17 protein-coding genes and 1 pseudogene are annotated in these 17,649 nt (G+C 71.7%); 8 read left to right on the top strand and 10 right to left on the bottom strand.

The window, feature by feature from the left end; translation table 11 throughout:
* A pseudogene (locus tag Q7F20_RS13135) lies at window positions 1-197 on the top strand (hypothetical protein); the annotation flags it as partial.
* A gap of 97 nt (window positions 198-294) precedes the next feature.
* On the opposite strand, the gene Q7F20_RS13130 reads toward Q7F20_RS13135, so the two are convergent.
* The 4 genes from Q7F20_RS13130 to Q7F20_RS13115 form a co-directional block, all read right to left on the bottom strand.
* Entirely contained in the window at window positions 295-897 is a 603-nt protein-coding gene (locus tag Q7F20_RS13130) for a DUF1992 domain-containing protein (protein WP_305740529.1), read from the bottom strand.
* Between the two features lie 13 nt (window positions 898-910).
* Window positions 911-2,740, bottom strand: coding sequence for a glycoside hydrolase family 15 protein (locus Q7F20_RS13125; protein ID WP_305740528.1), 1,830 nt, complete (start codon window positions 2,738-2,740; stop codon window positions 911-913).
* 64 nt (window positions 2,741-2,804) lie between these two features.
* Window positions 2,805-3,572 (bottom strand): alpha/beta hydrolase, encoded by a 768-nt coding sequence (locus tag Q7F20_RS13120; protein ID WP_305740527.1) that lies wholly within the window; start codon window positions 3,570-3,572, stop codon window positions 2,805-2,807.
* A complete protein-coding gene (locus Q7F20_RS13115; protein WP_305740526.1) occupies window positions 3,572-4,099 on the bottom strand; it encodes a phenolic acid decarboxylase in 528 nt (175 codons plus the stop codon). The genes Q7F20_RS13120 and Q7F20_RS13115 overlap by 1 nt, the downstream gene beginning before the upstream one ends.
* A gap of 63 nt (window positions 4,100-4,162) precedes the next feature.
* Here Q7F20_RS13115 and Q7F20_RS13110 point away from each other — a divergent pair, with 63 nt between their 5' ends.
* The 3 genes from Q7F20_RS13110 to Q7F20_RS13100 all read left to right on the top strand — a co-directional run bounded on the left by Q7F20_RS13110 (window position 4,163) and on the right by Q7F20_RS13100 (window position 7,251).
* Window positions 4,163-4,636, top strand: coding sequence for a MarR family winged helix-turn-helix transcriptional regulator (locus tag Q7F20_RS13110; protein WP_305740525.1), 474 nt, complete (start codon window positions 4,163-4,165; stop codon window positions 4,634-4,636).
* Between the two features lie 416 nt (window positions 4,637-5,052).
* Window positions 5,053-6,219 (top strand): RtcB family protein, encoded by a 1,167-nt coding sequence (locus Q7F20_RS13105; RefSeq protein WP_305740524.1) that lies wholly within the window; start codon window positions 5,053-5,055, stop codon window positions 6,217-6,219.
* 198 nt (window positions 6,220-6,417) lie between these two features.
* Window positions 6,418-7,251 (top strand): DUF1206 domain-containing protein, encoded by an 834-nt coding sequence (locus Q7F20_RS13100; RefSeq protein ID WP_305740523.1) that lies wholly within the window; start codon window positions 6,418-6,420, stop codon window positions 7,249-7,251.
* Window positions 7,252-7,346: 95 nt separating this feature from the next.
* Here the strand turns inward: Q7F20_RS13100 and Q7F20_RS13095 are convergent, their stop codons facing one another.
* A complete protein-coding gene (locus Q7F20_RS13095) occupies window positions 7,347-7,919 on the bottom strand; it encodes a hypothetical protein (RefSeq protein WP_305740522.1) in 573 nt (190 codons plus the stop codon).
* An 80-nt stretch (window positions 7,920-7,999) separates the two neighbouring features.
* On the opposite strand from Q7F20_RS13095, the gene Q7F20_RS13090 reads away from it, so the two are divergent.
* Both Q7F20_RS13090 and Q7F20_RS13085 read left to right on the top strand, forming a co-directional pair.
* Window positions 8,000-8,878: an SMP-30/gluconolactonase/LRE family protein gene (locus tag Q7F20_RS13090; protein ID WP_305740521.1), complete on the top strand. Its 879-nt coding sequence runs from the start codon at window positions 8,000-8,002 to the stop codon at window positions 8,876-8,878.
* Window positions 8,879-8,949: 71 nt separating this feature from the next.
* The gene (locus Q7F20_RS13085) at window positions 8,950-10,029 is read left to right on the top strand and encodes an alpha/beta fold hydrolase (RefSeq protein WP_305740520.1); all 1,080 of its coding nucleotides are present in this window, start codon (window positions 8,950-8,952) and stop codon (window positions 10,027-10,029) included.
* A gap of 93 nt (window positions 10,030-10,122) precedes the next feature.
* Here the strand turns inward: Q7F20_RS13085 and Q7F20_RS13080 are convergent, their stop codons facing one another.
* The 5 genes from Q7F20_RS13080 to Q7F20_RS13060 form a co-directional block, all read right to left on the bottom strand.
* Window positions 10,123-11,316 carry an NAD(P)/FAD-dependent oxidoreductase gene (locus Q7F20_RS13080; RefSeq protein ID WP_305740519.1) on the bottom strand — a complete coding sequence of 398 codons (1,194 nt, stop codon included), beginning with the start codon at window positions 11,314-11,316 and terminating at the stop codon, window positions 10,123-10,125.
* Window positions 11,317-11,324: 8 nt separating this feature from the next.
* Entirely contained in the window at window positions 11,325-12,125 is an 801-nt protein-coding gene (locus tag Q7F20_RS13075) for an SDR family NAD(P)-dependent oxidoreductase (RefSeq protein ID WP_305740518.1), read from the bottom strand.
* Window positions 12,126-12,135: 10 nt separating this feature from the next.
* The gene (locus Q7F20_RS13070) at window positions 12,136-12,642 is read right to left on the bottom strand and encodes a Dps family protein (RefSeq protein WP_305740517.1); all 507 of its coding nucleotides are present in this window, start codon (window positions 12,640-12,642) and stop codon (window positions 12,136-12,138) included.
* A gap of 87 nt (window positions 12,643-12,729) precedes the next feature.
* The gene (locus Q7F20_RS13065; RefSeq protein WP_305740516.1) at window positions 12,730-13,242 is read right to left on the bottom strand and encodes a MarR family winged helix-turn-helix transcriptional regulator; all 513 of its coding nucleotides are present in this window, start codon (window positions 13,240-13,242) and stop codon (window positions 12,730-12,732) included.
* 197 nt (window positions 13,243-13,439) lie between these two features.
* Window positions 13,440-14,000 carry an NAD(P)H-dependent oxidoreductase gene (locus Q7F20_RS13060; RefSeq protein ID WP_305740515.1) on the bottom strand — a complete coding sequence of 187 codons (561 nt, stop codon included), beginning with the start codon at window positions 13,998-14,000 and terminating at the stop codon, window positions 13,440-13,442.
* A gap of 103 nt (window positions 14,001-14,103) precedes the next feature.
* On the opposite strand from Q7F20_RS13060, the gene Q7F20_RS13055 reads away from it, so the two are divergent.
* Window positions 14,104-15,741, top strand: a complete 1,638-nt coding sequence (locus Q7F20_RS13055; RefSeq protein ID WP_305740514.1) for an alpha-amylase family glycosyl hydrolase — start codon at window positions 14,104-14,106, stop codon at window positions 15,739-15,741.
* Window positions 15,742-15,862: 121 nt separating this feature from the next.
* A partial coding sequence (locus tag Q7F20_RS13050; protein WP_305740513.1) for a hypothetical protein occupies window positions 15,863-17,649 on the top strand: 1,787 nt, incomplete at its 3' end.

Genomic DNA, 17,649 nt, shown 5'->3' with positions numbered 1-17,649 from the left:
ACAACGCGTACCTGTTCTCGCTGCACGGTGGCACGCTCAAGCCGCTGCAGCTCGAGGGTGACAACGCGATCCTGACCGGCACCACGGTGCACGTCTCGGGTGACGCGGCGAAGCTGCTCAACAGCACCTTCAAGACCGACGCTGTGAAGTCCGGCCTCCTCGTCGGGACCGCGACCATCACCGCCAAGATCAAGTAACACCCGACACCACACACCACGACCGCAGCACCGTGCCACGAGCGCGGTGCTGCGGTCGTTCGCGTGTCCGGGTGCGGTCCAGGAGGCGCGGATCGCCTCACCGACGTCGGCGCCACCACCGGCGCGGTCGGCCCTCGTCCGCAGCGGCTCGGTCCGCGGCCGCCTGCGCCTCGGCCGCCAGTCGTTCCTGCCGACGTGCTCGCCAGGCGACGACCTCGGTCTCGACGTCGCGGAGCGGCGTCACCACCGGCGGCCCGCCGAGCAACTGCCGGCGGGCCTCGCGCACGCGGGCGTTGAAGTCGTCGAGCACGTCACGGACGTCGGCCTCCGCGGACAGGGCGTCGAGGTGCTCGTCGAGCTCGGCGTCCTCCTTCCGCAGAGCGAGGGCGGGAGGCGCGATGCCGGTGATCTCCTCACGCTCGATCTTCGCCTTGATCCACCAGTCGGGATCGTGGTGTCCGTCGTTCCCCGGGAGTGGCTTGCCGTGGTAGGGGTTGCCCTCGAAGACCCCGCGTCGCTCGGCTTCCTCGATCTGGGCACGCGCGTGCGCCGCGACGTCGGCGGCTCGGAGGAGCCGACGTTCCTCGCGCACTTCGTCGGGGTCGAGCGAGCCGCGTTCGATCTCGCTGTCCACGAGTTGCTGGTACCGGTAGCGCGCGGCTCGTCGCAACCGGTCCATGCGTGCATCGACGTCGTTCATGACCCCTCCATGATCACTCCGCGGAGCGATCCTCGCCAGCGACCTCCTCGATCGTGAGCGCTGCCTGGATGAGCGCCAGGTGCGACAGTCCCTGCGGGATGTTGCCCATGAAGGCGCCGTCCTCGCTGATCATCTCGCTGAACATGCCGACGTCGTTCGCCTGCTCGACCATGTCGTCCATGAGCGCACGGGCGTCGTCGACACGTCCGACACAGGCCATCGCTGCCGCGAGCCAGAACGAGCAGGCCACGAACGGCGACTCCTCGGACTCCATGCCCGAGTACCGGTACACGAGCGGTCCGTGCTGGAGCTGCTCCTCGATCGCCCGGATCGTCGACTCCATGCGGGGGCCCCGGTCGAAGGCGCTCATCGCGTGCAGCAGGATCGAGGTGTCGAGCTTGTCGGACCCCGGGTACATCACGTAGTGCCCGCGTTCCTCGTCCCAGCCGTGCTCGGCGACCCACTGTTCGATGAGCTCACGGTTCTCGACCCACTTGTCCCGTGGGCCGTCGATCATGCCGGCGTCGTGCAGCTCGGCGGCCGCGTCGAGGGCCTGCCAGCAGCCGATCTTGCTCGTGACGTAGTGCTGCGCGTCCTGGAGTTCCCACATGCCCGAGTCCGGCTCCTCCCAGCGGTGGCAGGCGTCGTCGGCGAGCTGCTGCAGGACGGCCGCGGTGTTCCGGTCGAGGACGTTGCCCGCACGGACGTACTGCCGCAGGATCTCGAAGACGTCGCCCCAGACGCCGAGCTGCAGCTGGTCACCGGCACGGTTCCCGATCGTCACCGGTCCGATGCCGTTCCAGCCGGGGACGTCCCGTTCCTCGACGCCGTCGCTCTTCGACCCGTCGAGCCGGTAGAAGATCGGCATGTCGGCGTCGTGCTCGGCGATCGTCCGCATCACCCACGACACCGCGGCGTGGGTCTCCTCGCGGAGGCCGAACCGGGTCAGCGCGTGCACCGTGTAGGACAGGTCGCGGACCCAGGCGAACCGGTAGTCCCAGTTCTTGCCGCCGGTGCGGTCCTCCGGGAGGCTCGTCGTCGGGGCCGCCGCGATCGCACCGGTCGGCGAGAAGATGAGCAGCTTCAGGGCGAGGGCGCTCCGTTGCACGGCCTCGGCCCACGGCCCGTCGTAGGAGAACGTCTCCGACCAGGTCGCCCAGTTCTCGATCGTCCGGTCCATCGCAGCGAGCGCGCTCTCCGGCCGCGGCAGGAAGATCGGTTCGTCCTGGGTCCCGACGATCGTCAGGATGTGCTTGGAGCCCTCTGTCGTGGTGAACCGGCCGGAGAACCGGGGGCCGTCGTCGTGCACGGGCTCGAAGCCCTGCTCGACGATGGCGATCGTGATGCCGTCGATGCCGATCACCGCACCGTTGGCGGTGTCGAGGCGCTTGGGCTCCGCCGTCTGGAGCAGGGTCCCCGGCACCACCGCCCACTCCAGCTCGACCGTGCCGTCGACGCCCTGGACGCACCGGGCGACCTCGGCCCACGGCAGGCGTCCCGCGACGCCGGTCACCATCGCGTCGGTCACCGTGACGGAGCCCGACGACGTGGTCCACGTGGTGACGAGGACGTTGGTGCCCGGTAGGTACTCGCGCGTGACCTCGGCGTCGCCGTCGACCGGTCGGAGGGCGAGGTGTCCACCGTGCTCGGCGTCGAGGATGCTCGCGAAGACCGGCGGCGAGTCCATGGACGGGATGGGGAGCCAGTCGATCCGGCCGTCCAGCGCGACGAGTGCGACCGTCCGGCCGTCGCCGATCGCGCCGTACGACCGGAGCGGCACGTACCCGTCGGTGCGTTCCTCGTTGTCGATCGCGTCGGGGGTGTCTCGGGTCCGCTCGGTCATGCTCCCAGACTGCTCGTGTCCTGGCCTCGACCATCAGGTGGGCGTACCCCGCTGCGGGGAGTGGTCAGTGCGTGCTGCCGCCGGTCGAGACGACGAGGTGGTCGAGCAGGGTGCGGCGCCACGGGACGGACGACCACCCGTGGTCGGCGCCGTCGACGGCGGTGAAGGTCGCGCCCGGGAGCACCTCGCCGTACCGTCGGCCGTAGGCGACGGGGACGATCTGGTCGGCCGTGCCGTGCAGGACCTCGGCGGGGCCGGTGTACCGATCGATCGTGGCGTAGACGTCCAGTCCGGCGCGCACCTCGTCGATGAACGCCGTGCCGAGGGCCATGCCGCCGAAGTCGAACCATCCCTGTTGCCGGGCCGGTGCGAGGGGCTTGCCCTGGATCTGGTCGTGCTGCGCGATGTCGTCGACGACGACTCCGGCCGGGGACCACAGGGTCAGGGTCCGGACCAGGTCGGGTTCGCGGGCGGCCGCCATCGCGGACTCGACCGCACCGAGGCTGTGGGCCACGACGTGCACCGGTCCGGCGGCGTCCGCCGCGAGGGTGCGGATCATCGCCACGACCTGGTCGACCTCGTCGCGGATCGTGATCTCGGCGAAGTCGCCGTCGCTCGTGCCGTGCCCGAGACGGCTGTAGGAGCGCGCGCCGACGCCGTGGTCGACCAGCGCCCGGGCGGCCTGCACGAACAACTGCTGGCCGCCCGTGTCGGTGCTGCCGAAGCCGTGCACGAACAGGGCGGCCCCGCGGTCCGGCCCGACGTCGCCGAGCTGCCACCCGCGGAGCGTGCGCCCGCCGTGGTCGAGCGTGATCGGGGAGGTCGTCGCCATCAGTTGCTGCGGTCCGCGAAGCCAGCGGGGAGGTCACCCGGGGCGGTGTCGACCACGCTCTCGTCGTCCTCGCCGACGTGCTCGAACAGCGTGATGTGCGCGAACTCGGGCACGACGTAGATCGGGTAGGTGGGTCCCTGGTCGCGGTACTCGCGCATGCGGTCGAGGTGGTCGTTCTGGAACAGCACCGTCTTGCTGCCGTCCTCCTCGACCCAGTGCGGGAAGAAGATCGTGCCGTGCAGGACCCGCTCGGCCGGGACGACCGTGACCACGACGCTGGTGCCGGTCGGCTCGTTCCACGACACCTTGTACACGCCGGCGGTGAGCGCGACGAGGTCGACCTGCTGGTCCTTCACCCAACGGCCACCGACCATGCCGGAGTGGATGCGGTAGTCGATCGTCGTGGCGTTCTTGACGTACATCTCGTACTGCCATCCGTTGGCGTACGTGTAGATGAAGCGGTGCCCGACGATGCCGGAGAGGTCCTGCTGGGGGACGGGGTGCTCGACGCTGGTGCTGATGTGCATGGTCCGAGTTTGCCCCCGAAGTGCGTTTGTTGCAAGCGCACTTCGGGGGACTACGCTGGGATGGTGGACGAACGACCGGACGAGCCCGACCTGCACCGGGTCGCGCGACGGTTGAGCGCGGAGATCGGCCCGTTCCGACGCACACTGCTCGGGACGGCTCGGCGCTCGGTCGCCCTGCCCGACATCCCCGACGCGCAGATCGAGGTGCTCCGACGCCTCGGCGAGGACGGGTGGTCGAGTCCCACCGCGCTGGGGCGGTCCCTCGGGCTCGCGCGGTCCACGGTGAGCAACCTCGTCCAGGTGATGGAGCGGGACGGCCTGGTCGAGCGTCGTCTCGCCCGCGGTGACGGCCGGAGCACCGAGGTCGGGTTGACCAGGCTCGCCGAACGCCGTCTCGCGGACTACGACGCGTCGGCCGAGCGCGTGCTCGTCGACGCGATGGTCGCGCTCTCGGAGGACGACCGGCGAGTGCTCGCAGCCGCGATGCCCGCGCTCGAACGCCTGCGCGCGCGGCTCGACGAGTCCGCGGCCGTCTGACCCCTCGGGCTGACCCGCGCACCGCAGCAGGGGCGTGTCGCACTTGTGCGGCCCGGGCGTGTCGCACTACTGTCGTCCTCCTGCCCATCGGCAGGACCGCCCGCCCCGGGCACCACCGGAAGGACCGCGCATGCGCACCGTGCAGCACCACGAACAGCGAGTCGAGCTCCAGCTCGACACGCTCGGCGTGCCGCTCGAACAGCGCAGCTGGCAGCAGTCCGACCGCTACCCCGCGTAGGCACGCGACGTCACCCGACGCCCCGTGCCCACCCGGCCCGGGGCGTCCCCTCCACGACGCTGCCCTCCGGACGCCACCGCTCGTGGCGCGGAACGGCAGCAGGACCTCGCCCCGGACCGTCACCGAAGACCGTCACCGAAGACGGTCACCGACCGTCACGAAAGCGAGACGAACCACCATGGAGAAGATCACCGACCGGCTGCTGAGCTGGGCCTCGATGCTCGAGGAGAACACCGAGCAGCAGGCCCGCACGACCGCTCGGATGCCGTTCGTGTTCCCGCACCTCGCCCTCATACCGGACGCGCACCTCGGGTTGGGCGCCACCGTCGGGTCGGTCATCCCGACCCTCGGTGCGGTCATGCCGGCTGCCGTCGGCGTGGACATCGGCTGCGGCATGATCGCGGTCCGGACCCAGTTCACGAAGGGTGACCTGCCGGAGGACCTGCAGGCGCTCCGCGAGCAGATCGAGCGCGCGATCCCGCTGTCGGCCGGCGCGTCGAACCGGAAGATCGTCGCCACGGCCGAGCCGCGCATCGCGGAGCTCGAGACGATGGCCGAGGCCGCCGGCTTCGACCCGGCCGGAGCGCACGGCGGCTGGCGGAACCAGCTCGGGACCCTCGGGTCCGGCAACCACTTCATCGAGGTCTCCCTCGACGAGGCGGACCGGGTCTGGCTGTTCCTGCACTCCGGGTCCCGGGGTGTGGGCAACAAGATCGCCCAGCGGCACATCGCGGTCGCCAAGAAGGCCATGCAGCGCTGGTGGATCGAGCTGCCGGACCCCGACCTGGCGTACCTCGTCGAGGGCACTCCGGAGTTCGACCGGTACATCGCCGAGCTGCGCTGGGCGCAGCACTTCGCGCTCCTCAACCGCGAGGAAATGATGGACCGCGTCGTGCGGCAGCTGTCCGAGGTCCTCCAGACACCGGTCGACGAGCAGGAGCGGATCAACTGCCACCACAACTTCACGCAGCGCGAGACGCACTGGGGGAAGTCGGTCTGGGTGTCCCGGAAGGGTGCGATCCAGGCGAAGGCCGGACAGCCGGGGCTCATCCCCGGGTCGATGGGTACCGCGTCGTACGTCGTCGAGGGCCTCGGGAACAAGCCGTCGCTCGAGTCCTCACCGCACGGTGCCGGTCGTCTGTTCTCGCGGAGCGCCGCCCGGCGGACGTTCACGCACGATCAGCTGCGCGAGGCGATGGTCGGCATCGAGTACCGCGACACCGACGCGTTCCTCGACGAGATCCCGGCGGCCTACAAGCCGATCGACCAGGTCATGGCCGACGCCTCGGAGCTCGTGTCGATCCGGCACACACTGCGGCAGGTCGTGAACGTCAAGGGCGACTGAGGACGGACGGGAGGCGCGGTGCGGGCCCGCCCCGCGCCTCCCGGCCGCCCGAGCCCCGGGGGGCCACGCCCCAGCCGGACGCGCGGGGGGGCGGGGGGGGGGGGGGCCCCCCCCCCCCCCCCCCCTCCCGTCTGCCAGATCGCCGGGTGTCACCGCCCCTGCCGGACAGGGCGCATTCCGTCGGGCACGCTCGATGGCGTGAGTGAGCAGGCGGAAGAGGCGGCCCGGAAGACCGGCCGCGAAGCGAAGCGCGTGGCCGACAGCCGGTGGTTCGAGCTGACGGCGCGTGCGGGGTTCGTCGGCAGCGGGATCGTGCACCTGCTGATCGGGTACCTGGCGATCCTGCTCGGCGTCGGCAACGCGTCCTCCGGCAGCGAGACCGACCAGTCCGGTGCGCTGCAGCAGCTCGCGTCGGTGCCGGGTGGGGTCGTCCTCCTGTGGGTCGTGGCCGTCGGGTGCGCCGCGCTGACGATCCGGCTCGTGGTCGAAGCGGTGGTCGGTGGGCGTACGGACAGTGCCCGTGCCTGGGGCAACCGGCTGAAGAACGTCGGCAAGGCCGTGGTCTACGGGGTGATCGCGTACTCGGCGGCGTCGTACGCGCTCGGCGCCGGGACGAGTTCGAGCGGGTCGTCGCGGAGCGCTGCCGCGAAGGCGCTCGCGACCCCCGGCGGCGTCTTCCTCCTCCTGCTGGTCGCCGCAGTGGCCATCGCGATCGGCGTCGGCCTCGTGGTGATCGGCTGCAGACGCTCGTTCTGGAAGCATCTCGTACGTCCGCGCCAGCCGCTCGAACGCGTCGTCACCGTGCTCGGCGTCGTGGGGTACGTGCTGAAGGGGATCGCCGTGGTGATCGTGGGCGTGCTCATCGCCGTCGCGGGCTTCCGGAGCGATCCGGACCAGGCGACGGGACTCGACGGGGCGTTCGACGCCCTGCGATCGATGCCGGGCGGCGTCTTCGTGCTCGTCGCGATCGGCATCGGGTTCCTCGCGTTCGGCGTCTACAGCTTCTTCCGTGCTCGCTACGCCCGCCTCTGATATGTTGGTCGGACTCGCCTCCTGCTGGGGGATCGAGAAGCAGAGCCGGTGCAGCTGGGGTATACCAGATCCCGGCTCTTGCGCTGTCCGGCTCCCTACGGTTCGACGACGATCGACTCGAGAGCGGCGGCGATCTGCGGCATGATCGCCCGATCCGCTGCCATCGCACTGCCGAACGCGCCGAGGATCTGGTCCGGGAGCCAGAGCATCGGGTCTCGGTCCGGATCCCCGTGTTCGACGCGGAGCGAGGCGGGGACGATGAACCGCCCTCGAAGCGCGCGGATCAGCCGGAGGTCGCGTTCCATGAGGTGCCGGGAGCGGGCCTCGAGTGTCAACTCCGTCACGTCTCGCTGCCCGAGCTCCCAGGTCAGCCGCTCGAGGCAGCGCGCGCGGGCGCGTTCCTCCCGCCGGAGATCGATGGGCGTTGCGATCGTCACGAGGTGTCGGGCCCGGAGGCCACCGATCGCCGTCGTCACGCGGGCGCGCTCGCGTGCGTTGAGGTCGTGCCAGTGGAGCTTGCCGTGGGTCGGACGGAGCGACACCAGGACGTCACGGATCGCGTCGACGTCGTCCGTGTCGACGATCGACGCGCCGAGCAGGTAGGCGGGGGCGTCGAGGCCGTAGGAGCGGATGCTCTCGTCACCCCAGGAGTGCAGCGGACAGATCACCGACTGACACTGCCACCCGCTCCGTCCGCGTGACGAACATGTTGGACGCACGTGGAGCGCAGCGTCGGTAGGCAGGACCCATGAGTCCCCGCACCGCGACCACCGGCCCCGTGACCGTCTTCTGCGACGACCGGGCGGTCCTCGCAGAGAGCATCGTGTGGGACCCGGGCACGAGTGTGCTGCGGTGGGTCGACATCACCCTCGGCACTCTCGTCACCGGGGACGTCCACGGCGCGATCACCTCCACCGTGCAGCTGAAGCCCCCGCTCGCGAGCTTCCAGCCGCGGGTCGGCGGCGGGTTCGTCGCGGCCCTCGGTGACACGGTCGTGGTCACGGACGCGCAGGGCGTCGTCGAGCGGGAGATAGCCCGGGTCGAGCACGCGACCGCCGGCCTCCGGTTCAACGAGGGCAAGTGCGACCCGTTCGGCCGGTTCCTCGTGGGGAGCATGAACCTCACCACGGGGGAGCCGGACGCCGCCCTGTACTCGGTCGAGCCGGACGGTGGGACGCGGGTCCTGCGCGGCGGGTTCGGCGTGACGAACGGCATGGAGTGGTCCCGGGACGGCAGCGTGATGTACGTCACCGACACGAGCGCGTCGACGATCTACCGCGGGTCCTACGGTCCCGACGGCGAACTCGGCGAGCTCGAGCCGTTCGTCACCGGTGCCGCGTACGACGGCCTCGTGCTCGACGACGAGGGGTGCTCCTGGAGCGCCGTCTACGGCGGCGGCCGCGTCGAACGGTACGGCGCGGACGGCTCGCACCTCGAGACGGTCGAGGTGCCGGCGCCGAACGTGACCTCGGTGGCGTTCGGCGGTCCGGACATGTCGACGCTCTTCATCGCGTCCGCGCGGGAGAACGCCACCGAGGAACAGCTCGAGCAGCACCCGCACTCGGGCGCGGTCTTCCAGGTACCGACGCGGGTGCACGGGTACCCCGCGAACACCTTCAGCGGCTGACGGGGCGCCGACGACGGGGCCGGCAGCGGCCGGGGGTATCCTGGGCGACCGCCCGACCCGAGGAGACCCACGTGAACGACGAGCAGCCGAGCGGCGCACCGGACCCTGCCGGCGAGCTCGCACGGGCGGAGAACGCCGACGTCACGGTCGAGGTCGACCGGGTCGCGGTCGACGGCACGTACGTGCGCGTCAGCTCCGTCGGCGAGCCCGGCGACCGTGCCTTCCTGCTCGTCGCGGGGCTCGGCATCGCCGCCACCTACTACGAGCGGCTCGCCCCGCACCTCAACGAGAACGGGCCCGTGCACGCCCTCGACCTGCCGGGGTTCGCCGGTGTCCCGCGCTTCCGCGGGAAGGTCTCGATCGAGCGGTACGCCGACGCGGTCGAGAAGGTCATCGACGACCTCGGACTCGTCGACCCCGTGCTCGTCGGCCACTCGATGGGCACCCAGGTCGTGACCGAGGTCGCCGCGCGTCGTCCCGACATCTCGGACCTGGTGCTGATCAGCCCGGTGGTCGACTCGCACGCCCGGACGATCCGGCAGTCGGCGTTCCGGTTCCTCCGCTCCACGGTGCACGAGCCGGCGGCGGTCCGCTGGCACGGCATCACGGCGTACGCCCTGTGCGGCTGGCACTGGTTCTCGAAGGTCCTGCCGCGGATGATCGCCTTCCCGATCGAGCACCGTGCCGCGGACGTCCGGGCGCGGACGCTGATCGTGCGCGGGGAGCACGACGCGATGGTCCCGCGGGACTGGGTGCGCCGGCTCGCCCGGGTGTTCCCCTACGCGGTGCTGCGCGAGGTCGTCGACGGCGCGCACTCGGTGATGCACGCGCAGGCGGACGCGGTCGCACGGCTCGCGGTGGACCACGTCGCCGGTCGACTGCCCGACCGCGGCGTGTCCTCGCTGCAGCGCGTCCGTGACGACTCGACGGCGTCGGACCTGTCGCGGCTCGGCCCGCGCGAGGCCTGGATGCTGGTGAAGTCTCGCTTCGTCGAGCTGCTGGGCATGGCGAAGAACGACGACGAGACGCTCGAGGCGGCGAAGTCCGCGCACGCGGTCGCGATGGCGGACGGCGACGACCTGCCGGTCGACCCGGCCGACCGCCGAGAGATCGTCGACGAGGTCGCCCCGGAGACCCGCGACGCGGGCTGATCCTGCGGGCCGACCCGCGGAGGGACGCGACCGACCTGGAGGCGCGGTACCGGTCTCGTGGACCGGCACCGCGCCTCCAGGGTGGACGCGACGCTAGGGCGTGATCAGGCCGATCAGCATGTCCGGCGTGAGTGCGTGGGCCTCGGCGAGGACCTTGCGGGCCTCGTCGGTCTTGTCCCAGACGTTCCAGAGCAGGACGCCCCGCACGAGGTCGTCGTCGTCGAGGTAGTACACGACGCCCGTGACCGTCGGTTCCTGCCAGTCCTCGACCGTCCGCAGCTTCGTGGTCACCTGCCCGACCGCCTCGTACCCCATGTCGAAGACGTCGGAGTAGAACATCGGCGTGTGGTCGTAGGTCTCGTCGGCGTCGGCGAGGTTGCGACCCGCCTGCCGACCCTGCTGCTGCGCGTTGTCGACGTGCTCGACCCGGCGGGTGCCGAGGATCCGGTCGGGGTACTCGGCGACGTCCCCCGCCGCGAACACCGAGTCGTCGTCGGTGAGGAGCGTCGAGGTGACGACGATGCCGTCCCGGACGGTGAGCCCGGCGTCGGCCGCGAGCTGCGTCGACGGTTCGATGCCGAGTCCGGCGACGACCGCGTCGGCCTCGACGACCGAGCCGTCGTCCAGGGTGAGTCGGACGCCGTCCGCGGTCTCCTCGCCCGACGACACCCGACGACCGAGTCGCAGGTCGACCCCGTGGTCGACGAACCGCTGCTGGAACGCACGGGCGAGGTCGTCCGGGAACATCCGTCCACCGACGACGTCGTCCGGGTCGATCAGCGTGACCCGGGCGCCGTTCTGCACGACGCCGGCCGTGATCTCCTGGCCGATGTACCCGCCACCGACGACGGCAACGTGGGCGCCCGCGTCCGCGAGCTCACGGAGCCGTCGGTAGTCGGTGGCGCTCCGGTAGTCGAGCACCCGCTCGGAAGGGGACAGCCCCGGGAGCCCGCGGGGCTTGCCGCCCGTGGCGAGGAGCAGTCGCTCGTAGCCGTGGGTCTGCCCGTCGGACGTCGTGACGGTCTTCGCCGCACGGTCGATCGCCGTCACCGCGGTCCCGAGCACGAACGTCGCGCCGGTCTCCTCGGTGTGCAGGTCGACCTTCTCGTCCCAGCTGAAGTCCGGGTCGGTCCACAGCTTCTTCGAGAGCGCCGGCCGGGCGTAGGGCCGGTCGACGTCCTCGCTGATGATCCCGATCGAACCGTCGGCATCGAGTTCGCGGACACCACGGGCAGCGGCGTCGGCGACCATCCCGCCGCCGACGACGAGGTAGCGGAAGTCGGTCATGGCGTCTCCTAGATCGTTGCGACCGAGCCGGAGTCGACCCGGTAGTTCGAGCCGTTCACGAAGCTGGCGAGGTCGGAGCACAGGAACGCGACGACGTTCGCGACCTCCTCCGGCTCACCGCGACGCTGCAGCTCCATGTACGGGCGCTCGTCGTCGAGGAACGAGGCGATCGCCTCGTCGAAGGACTGCCCGGTCTCCTCGGCGCGCTTCCGCATCATCGCGTCGGTCATCGGCGTGTGGATGAATGCCGGCGACACGGTGTTCACGAGCAGGCCCTCCTTCGCGTAGGTGCGGGAGAGGCCCTTCGCGAAGGACAGCACCCCGGCCTTGGCCGCGCAGTAGGGGAGTTCGTCGTCGTACGGCTGCGACGCGTCCTCGGAGACGAGGTACACGATGCGGCCCCACCCGCCCTGGCGCAGGTCGCCGATGAACTCGCGCGTGATCCGGACCGGTCCCATCAGGTCGACGTCGATGGTGTCGAGCCATCCCTGTTCGTCGATCTCGTGGAACAGGCCCTGGGCGCCCGTGACGCCGGAGGACTGCACGAGGATGTCGATCTCGCCCACGGCGTCGCGCACCTTGGTGTGCAGCTCGGCGAGGCTCGCGGCGCTCGTCACGTCGGCGGCGAACGCGTGCAGCCTGCCGAGCGGTGCCTCGAGCTGGTCGGCGCTGTTGTCGAGCCGCGACTGGTCGAGGTCCGACACGACCACGGTCGCACCCTCCGCCAGGAGGATGCGAGCCGTGTTCCAACCGATGCCGGAGTCCCCGCCGAAGACCAGTGCGGTCTTGCCCTGGATCCCGAGGTCCACCTGGTGACCCCTACGCGTGGGCCGAGGCGTCCGCGACCGCGGGCGTGGTGGCCGACGCGAGCGGGGTGCTCGGTGCCCGGTTCTCGGCCGAGACCATCCAGGCGAGCTGCTCGAGGCGCTCGATGAAGCCGTGCAGGAGGTCGGCCGTCGTCGGGTCTTCCTCGTCGACCTCGTCGTGCACGTCGCGCATGGTGCCGGTGGCCTGGTAGAGGCGCAGCGTCACCTGGTCGATGGCGTCGTGCGTCGTGATCTCGCCCTCGGGGAACGCGTCGAGGTGGCTCGAGGCCGCGACGGTCGACGAGCGGCCGTCCGGGACCGCGTACAGGGCGCGCATGCGCTCGGCGGTGTCGTCGGCGAACTCGCGCGCGGCGTCGACGATCTCGTCGAGCTGGAGGTGGAGGTCCCGGAAGTTGGTCCCGAGGATGTTCCAGTGGGCCTGCTTGCCCTGCAGGTGCAGGTCGATGAGGTCCACGAGGACCGCCTGGAGGTTCTTGGCGAGCTTGTCCGATGCGTGCATGATCGGTTCCTTCCACGTTGGTGACCGGTACCAGACCGGTCTACGCGGTGCGGCAGGACGTCCGCTCAGAGGACGCGTCCCCCGCGTTCAGTGCTCGGCGGCGGGGTCGACCTGGTCGACGGCGGAGCGCATCTGCTCGAGGAACACGGCGACGACGCGCGCGTCCTCGGGAGAGAGGCCCTCTGCGACGCCCATCATCCGGCGGTGCATCACGCCGAGGGTGGCGCGGACCTCGTCGTCGGTCTCGGTCGTCGGGGTGATCACGAGGGCGCGGCGGTCGGTCGGGTGCGGGTCGCGGCGGACGTGGTTCGACTTCACGAGGCGGTCGATGAGGATCGTGGTCGAAGCCGACGAGATCTTGAGGTAGGCGGCCAGGTCCTTCGGCTTGACGGTGCGTCCGGCGCGCTGCGCCTGCAGCAGGAAACGCACGGCGAGCAGGTCGGTCTCGCCCATGCCCATCGAGTCGCGGGTACGGCGCCGCATCGCGGTCTCGGCGGCTCGGTACCGGCGGAGGGCGTTGAGGACGGCGACGCCCCGCTGGGTCGCGTCGTCATCGGGGAACCAGTACCCGGACGCTTCCGTGATCTCCTGCGTGGACATGGCGTTCAGGGTAGCCCGTCTCGTTGCTAGACCGTCTAGGGACCTCTCGGGTTGCGGTCTCCCGCACCCCTGTGCGGACCGGGAGGCGGGGGGGGGGGGGCCCCCCCCCCCCCCCCGCGGGGGGTGGGGGGGGGGGCCCCCAGGCGCGGTGCCGGCCCGCACCGCGCCTCCCGGTCGGGGGATGGTCGGGATCCGACCTAGGCCGCTGCCTGCTCCTCGGTCGCTGCCTCGGCGAGCGCGCTGAGCGCGCCCTGGACGAGCGCGGTGACCTCCGCGTCCTCGCGCGGGTGGGTCTCGGCGAACCGGACGATCGACTGCGGGATCGCGACCTTGACGTCCTCGAGGACCTTCGCACCGGCGATGCCGGCCGCCTTGCGGGCGTCGTCGTGCGCCCAGACGCCGCCGTACTGGCCGAACGCCGACCCGATGACCGCGAGGGGCTTGCCCGACAGCGGCGAGGCGCCGAACGGACGCGACCCCCAGTCGAGCGCGTTCTTCAGGACGGCCGGGATGGTGCCGTTGTACTCGGGCGTGACGAGCAGGACGGCGTCGGCCGCGGCGACCGCGTCGCGGAAGGCGACGGCCGAGGCGGGCGGGGTCTCGCCGTCGATGTCCTCGTTGTAGAAGGGCAGGTCGACGATGCCGTCGAAGGTGCTCAGCTCGATGCCCTCCGGTGCGTGGTGGGCGGCCGCTTCGGCGAGCTTGCGGTTGATGGACTCGGCGCGGAGGCTGCCGACGAGGGCGAGGACGTTCGTCATCGGGGATCCTTACTGGTTCTGTGACGGAAAGGTGTCATCGACAACCAATGCATGCGTCGGGACCCCTATTCCCGGTCCGGTGGAACGTCGGTACGGTGGCGACGTGAGCACCCATCGGACGCCGGCCAGCACGCCCCGCACGACCGACCCGGACTGGTGGCGGAACGCCGTCGTCTACCAGGTCTACCCGCGGAGCTTCGCCGACACCGACGCCGACGGGCTCGGCGACCTCGCGGGCGTGACGAGCCGGGTGCCCTACCTGGCGTCGCTCGGCGTCGACGCCGTCTGGTTGTCGCCGTTCTTCCCCTCACCGTTGGCGGACGGCGGCTACGACGTCGCCGACTACCGCTCGGTCGACCACCGACTGGGCACGCTCGACGACTTCGACGCGCTGGTCCGCGCGCTCCACGAGCACGACATCCGCCTGATCGCGGACATCGTGCCGAACCACACGTCCGACCAGCACGAGTGGTTCCGCGCGGCGCTCGCCGCGGGGCCCGGTTCGCCGGAACGCGCTCGGTACGTGTTCCGCGACGGCGCCGGTGTCGACGGTGCGCTCCCGCCGAGCGACTGGGTGTCGATCTTCGGCGGCAGCGCCTGGACCCGCGTGCCCGACGGCCAGTGGTACCTGCACCTCTTCGCACCGGAGCAGCCCGACCTCGACTGGTCGAACCCGTCGGTGCGCGAGGACTTCGAGGACACGCTGCGCTTCTGGTCCGACCGTGGGGTCGACGGCTTCCGGGTGGACGTCGCGCACGGCCTGGCGAAGGACCTGTCGACGCCGTACCGCCCGTCGAACGAGCACGCGCTCCCGCTGGACGGTTCCGACCCGCTGTACGACCGCGACGAGGTGCACGAGATCTTCGCCTCCTGGCGCCGCGTGCTCGACGAGTACGACCCGCCCCGTGCCGCCGTCGCCGAGGCGTGGGCACCTGCTCCGCGCCGCGTCCTCTACGCTCGACCGACCGAGCTCGGGCAGGCCTTCAACTTCGACCTGCTCGAGGCGCCGTTCGAGGCGACCGCGTTCCGGACGATCATCGACCGGAACCTGTCGGCGTCGGCCCAGTCCGGCGCGTCGAGCACCTGGGTGCTGTCGAACCACGACGTCGTCCGGCATCCCACCCGGTACGGCCTGCCGGACGGCACGGACACCGATGCCTGGCTCATGACCGACGGCACCACGCCCGAGCTCGACCGTGCCCGGGGACTCCGGCGGGCGCGCGCGGCGACGTTGCTGATGCTGGCGCTGCCCGGTTCGTCGTACGTCTACCAGGGCGAGGAGCTCGGGTTGCACGAGGCTCCCGCGATCCCGCACGACGCCCTGCAGGACCCGAAGTGGATCCGCACCGGGCACACGGTGAAGGGGCGGGACGGCTGCCGCGTGCCGATCCCCTGGACGACGTCCGGGCCGTCGTTCGGCTTCGGGGCGGTCGCACCGCACCTGCCGCAGCCGGCCGACTTCGGGGCGTCCTCGGTCGAGGCGGAGGACGGGGACCCCATGTCGACGCTCTCCCTGTACCGCGCGGCGACCGCTGCCCGACGCGAGCTGCAACGGGGCGAGGACCTCGTGTGGATCGACGCTCCGGACGGGGTCGTGGCGTTCGCGCGGCACGACGGGTGGCGCTCCGTCACGAACTTCGGGACCGATCCGGTGGTGCTGCCGGCGGGCGAGGTCGTCGTCTCGTCCGGTCCGATCGGCGACGGCGTGCTCCCGGGGGAGACCACCGTCTGGTTGCGCTGACGGTCCTGCGCTCGTCCTCGATGGGCAGGCTCTTCCTCCACAGTGAGGATGCACGGACGGGCGTTCCACAGATCGGCTGACGCCCGCCCGACGGAGGCGTCCCGGTCGCGACGATCGGGGCATGACAGCTCCCAACACCCCGCCGGGCGATCGACCGCCCGCCAGGTCGCGCCGGCTCCGCCGCGTCGCGGCCGTCGCCTCCGTCCTGACCGCGCTCGGTGTCCTCGCGGCACCCGGCCTCGTGCCGTCGGCGTCATCGGCGGACGAACTCGCCTTCCCCTACGAGAACCAGTTCTCCACCGCTGCCGGCGGCGCGCTGCACGGTGACGCGGCGATCGTCGACGGGCGGCTCCGACTCACCGACGACGTGAAGGACCAGGCCGGCGCGTGGTCGATGGACGACACGTTCCCCTCCGACCTCGGGCTCGAGATCGAGTTCGCCTACGCGATGTACCGCGACGTCCCGGACGACCCGGGCGCCGACGGTCTCCTGCTCTTCCTCGCCGACGGCTCGGCGGAGCAGGGCGTCGGGTCGTTCGGAGCCGGGCTCGGGTACGCGTGCCGGCGCGAGGCGTCCCAGGGCGGTGGCCTGTCCTGCGACCTGCCCGGGGTCCCCGGGGGCTTCGCCGGCATCGCGGTCGACCACTACGGCAACTTCTCGACGCCGATCAACTACTCCGGTCCCGGAGCACGGCCGGACACCGTGTCGATCCGCGGCTCCGGTGACGGGGTGCTCGGGTACCGCTGGGTCGGCGCGGCGCCGGCTCCGGGCGGCACCGAGACCGACGGGTCGGCGCTCCGGAAGGTCCGCGTGACGCTGCTCCCCGGTGACGCGGGCGAGCTCGCGGTCACCGTCCGCCTGCAGGACGGGGACCGGATGCGGACCGTGCTCGACCGGGTGCCCCTGCACGGTGACGGCCAGGCACCCTTGCCGAGCACGCTCCGCCTCGGGTTCGCCGGGGCGACGGGCAGCCACGTCAACGTGCACGAGGTCGATGCCCTGCGCGTCTGGACGCCCACCGACGTCGCCGTCACGCACGACCTCGCGCCGACCGTCCCGGCGGGCGCCGACGTCGAGTACACGGTGACCGCACGGAACGCCGGCGTGAACGCGTCGGACCCGAGCGCACTCGTCGTCGACGTGCCGGACGCCCTCGACGACGTCACGTGGACGTGCTCGGCGGCCGCCGGATCGTCCTGCGGCACGGACTCGGGGGCCGGCGACGTCTCCACGGCGCTCGGCCTGCCGCGGGGCGGCACGGCCACGGTGACGATCCGCGGGCGGACCGCCGACGACGCCGAGGGCACGCTCGAGAGCGTCGCCGAGATCCGACCGGCGCCGCGCACGGCGGACACGAACGGGGACGACAACACCTCGACGGCGAGCACCACGGTCGCCGCCCGGGTGGAGGCGCACGTCGAGACGGACAAGTCCGTGTCGCCCTCGACAGCGGTGGAGCCGGGCGACGAGGTCGACTACACGATCACCGCGCGCAACCGGGGCCCGGGCACCGCCGAGGACGTCGGGGCGGTCGACGAGCTGCCCGGCGCGGTGCGGTTCGTCGGGTCGCCGGACGACTGCACGGCCGAGGGGCAGGCCGTGACCTGTCGTTCGGGGTCCGCACTCGGCGTGGGCGAGACCGTGTCGTTCCGGATCCGGGCGCAGCTCGACCCGGCGTACTCCGGCGACGGGTCGGACGTGGTGAACGTTGCGACCGCGACGTCGCCGAGCGACCCGGACGGCGGCGATCCCTCGCCCGGCGTCGGGCTCGTGGTCGTCCCCGGCGGGGGCGACGGCGGTGACGGCGGCCCGGACGGGCCGGGTGACGGCGGCGGTCCGGACGGGGGCGCGCGGGACCGGGCGACCGACGACGGCGCTCGTCCCGCCGGGGACGCGCGGGACACTCC

The sequence above is a fragment of the Curtobacterium sp. A7_M15 genome (assembly GCF_030705415.1).
GTDB lineage: Bacteria > Actinomycetota > Actinomycetes > Actinomycetales > Microbacteriaceae > Curtobacterium.
This window is presented reverse-complemented; position numbering and strand designations above follow the sequence as displayed.

What these genes read in the sequence shown, in the direction of transcription:
- Q7F20_RS13130 (WP_305740529.1), bottom strand. Translation starts at nt 897, where the DNA reads ATGAACGACGTCGATGCACGCATGGACCGGTTGCGACGAGCCGCGCGC.
- Q7F20_RS13125 (WP_305740528.1), bottom strand. Translation starts at nt 2,740, where the DNA reads ATGACCGAGCGGACCCGAGACACCCCCGACGCGATCGACAACGAGGAA.
- Q7F20_RS13120 (WP_305740527.1), bottom strand. Translation starts at nt 3,572, where the DNA reads ATGGCGACGACCTCCCCGATCACGCTCGACCACGGCGGGCGCACGCTC.
- Q7F20_RS13115 (WP_305740526.1), bottom strand. Translation starts at nt 4,099, where the DNA reads ATGCACATCAGCACCAGCGTCGAGCACCCCGTCCCCCAGCAGGACCTC.
- Q7F20_RS13105 (WP_305740524.1), top strand. Translation starts at nt 5,053, where the DNA reads ATGGAGAAGATCACCGACCGGCTGCTGAGCTGGGCCTCGATGCTCGAG.
- Q7F20_RS13090 (WP_305740521.1), top strand. Translation starts at nt 8,000, where the DNA reads ATGAGTCCCCGCACCGCGACCACCGGCCCCGTGACCGTCTTCTGCGAC.
- Q7F20_RS13080 (WP_305740519.1), bottom strand. Translation starts at nt 11,316, where the DNA reads ATGACCGACTTCCGCTACCTCGTCGTCGGCGGCGGGATGGTCGCCGAC.
- Q7F20_RS13070 (WP_305740517.1), bottom strand. Translation starts at nt 12,642, where the DNA reads ATGCACGCATCGGACAAGCTCGCCAAGAACCTCCAGGCGGTCCTCGTG.
- Q7F20_RS13065 (WP_305740516.1), bottom strand. Translation starts at nt 13,242, where the DNA reads ATGTCCACGCAGGAGATCACGGAAGCGTCCGGGTACTGGTTCCCCGAT.
- Q7F20_RS13060 (WP_305740515.1), bottom strand. Translation starts at nt 14,000, where the DNA reads ATGACGAACGTCCTCGCCCTCGTCGGCAGCCTCCGCGCCGAGTCCATC.